Source organism: Campylobacter concisus, assembly GCF_902460575.1.
GTDB classification, from domain to species: domain Bacteria; phylum Campylobacterota; class Campylobacteria; order Campylobacterales; family Campylobacteraceae; genus Campylobacter_A; species Campylobacter_A concisus_AW.
This window is the reverse complement of sequence record NZ_CABPUY010000003.1, coordinates 360,675-362,698: the sequence shown is the minus strand read 5'-3', so window position 1 is coordinate 362,698 and position 2,024 is coordinate 360,675. Positions and strand designations below refer to the sequence as shown.

The following is a 2,024-nucleotide window of genomic DNA, read 5'->3' as shown; positions in this document are numbered from 1 at the left end:
CCATCACGAAGTAGCTTCCTACTATCTCATCAAGATAAGGCATCATCCCATATTCATCTAGTGGAGGATTTTTAGCTAGTTTTCTAAACTCTTCAGCCATTTGTAAATTTTTATTTAGACCTACTAAATAGGTAGAGTATTCAAATAAATCAGCTAATGCTTCTAGGGCTCCGTCTTGACCAAGCTGGGCTGATAGAAACATTGATTGATATGCTCTTGCTTTAAATCCTGCATAACCTAATCCAACACCTCCTACAAATCCTCCCATATCTCCTAATACTCCTGCACATATATTCCACTCTGCTGCAAATAGTTCTGATTTTAGAGTACCTTTGTGAGCATTTACTTCATCATAAATTTCAGCATACTCTGGCTTTGTTAGTTTGCCATTGCTATCCACTCTACCTATTGCATCTTCTGGGATATCTATCATAGTGCATTTTAGATTACTTCTTTTTACTAGATAGATATATCTATCTCTCTTATCTTTTAAACTTTCATAGTAGGCTTTTTCTGATTTAGTCCAAGGTGATAGTTTATTTGAGCTTGGTTTATAACTAATATCTAGCCATGGTTTAAAAGATAGATAGTCTGTTTGACCTAGAGAATTTGGTTTAGGGTTATAGTATAGGGGTTTATAGTTTTTATATAAAGATGAGTCTAGGATGGAGCGAGCTTCAAGTAAATATTTAGACTGAATTTCTAAGTATTCCTTATTTGTCCTAGGTTTTTTATAATTGTCATTGTTTGGTATCATTAAATTTGTCTTTTTATCAAATGGTATTTCCATTCCATTTGGAGCTATAACTGTATATGTATTAGTGTTATCCATTAAATTTCCTTTATCTTGTAATTTTCCTTTGCTTATTACCACTACTGCTGTGGCTACTAAAAGAGCTATGATGATAAATATGATCTTTTTCATATCTTATCCTATATATAGACCATCTTCCATTACTATGGTAGTGGCTAAACGACCTACTAGGCGAGGTGGGATAGATGATGTGGTTTGAGTACTCTTGTCTTTTCTATCTGACGATCCGAACTCCTTACACCCCACATATATACCCTTTATGTTATTGTTGCCAATAGTATCAAGAGCTTCTACTAGATCTCTTGAGAGGTTACGGTGAGTATTGTCATAGTTGGTGTTAAAAATTCCTAGTCTAAGCATATATATAATATTTGCAGCCTCTTGATAGGCATCTATCGGATATTTTGGTTTGCCTGCTGCTTTATTTGGCAATGCGCCATCCTTGTAATTATTATATATCTCTTTCTCCTCTTTTACATCCAAATTTAACTCCCTTATCTCTACATCAGATTCAGTGTATCTACTTCTAGCATATTTAAAGTAGTTTGCATCTATCTCATTACCAGCTCCTCTTAGCTCATCTAAACATAGATAGGCACTTAGGTTATTTAGTGCTAGTTTAGAAGCTAGGTTAAAAGATAGTTTGTTTTTCTTATGGTCTATGTCATAGTATATAAATGAGTTATAGTCTAGTCCCCCACTACTTATATTAGCTCCTAGAAATAGTCTATTTAAATTTAGGCTTATATAGTTTTGATAGATCATTACTGGATAGTAGCAATAGCTATTTGTACTATTTTTATCATAAGCTTCTTTTATAGACATAGGTTTATATGAGATATTATTTAGTGCGTAAGCTTCATTAAATTTATATGTATATCTTGTGTGCATTATCTCGTTGTAGTTCTCTTCTAGTTTTTCATATGATGTTTTCCAAAGTTCTAATGCACCACTAACCATAGAAGCACCTATGCTCTTGCCTAATGATCCTGCATAATCTTTTATTAGTCTCTTTATCTCTTGAAAATCTGTATAGCTAAACCTATGAGTATATCTCATAAAGGTATATGTTGTGATCTCTGTATAAGTTATACTTAGTTTATAATACTCCATCGCCATATGAAGCCTAAAAGCGTTTGAAGCTTGAATGATTAGATTAAGCTTTGAATGTTGTAAAACTACGCTTGTAGTTTTTAGACTCGTTATTAGC

The 2,024-nt window shown here is 33.1% G+C and carries 2 protein-coding genes; both read right to left on the bottom strand.

Annotated elements, in window-relative coordinates; all coding sequences use genetic code 11:
• A partial coding sequence (locus F3G76_RS11245) for a thioredoxin reductase (protein WP_149706671.1) occupies positions 1 to 925 on the bottom strand: 925 nt, incomplete at its 3' end.
• 3 nt (positions 926 to 928) lie between these two features.
• A partial coding sequence (locus F3G76_RS11240; protein WP_188116573.1) for a hypothetical protein occupies positions 929 to 2,024 on the bottom strand: 1,096 nt, incomplete at its 5' end.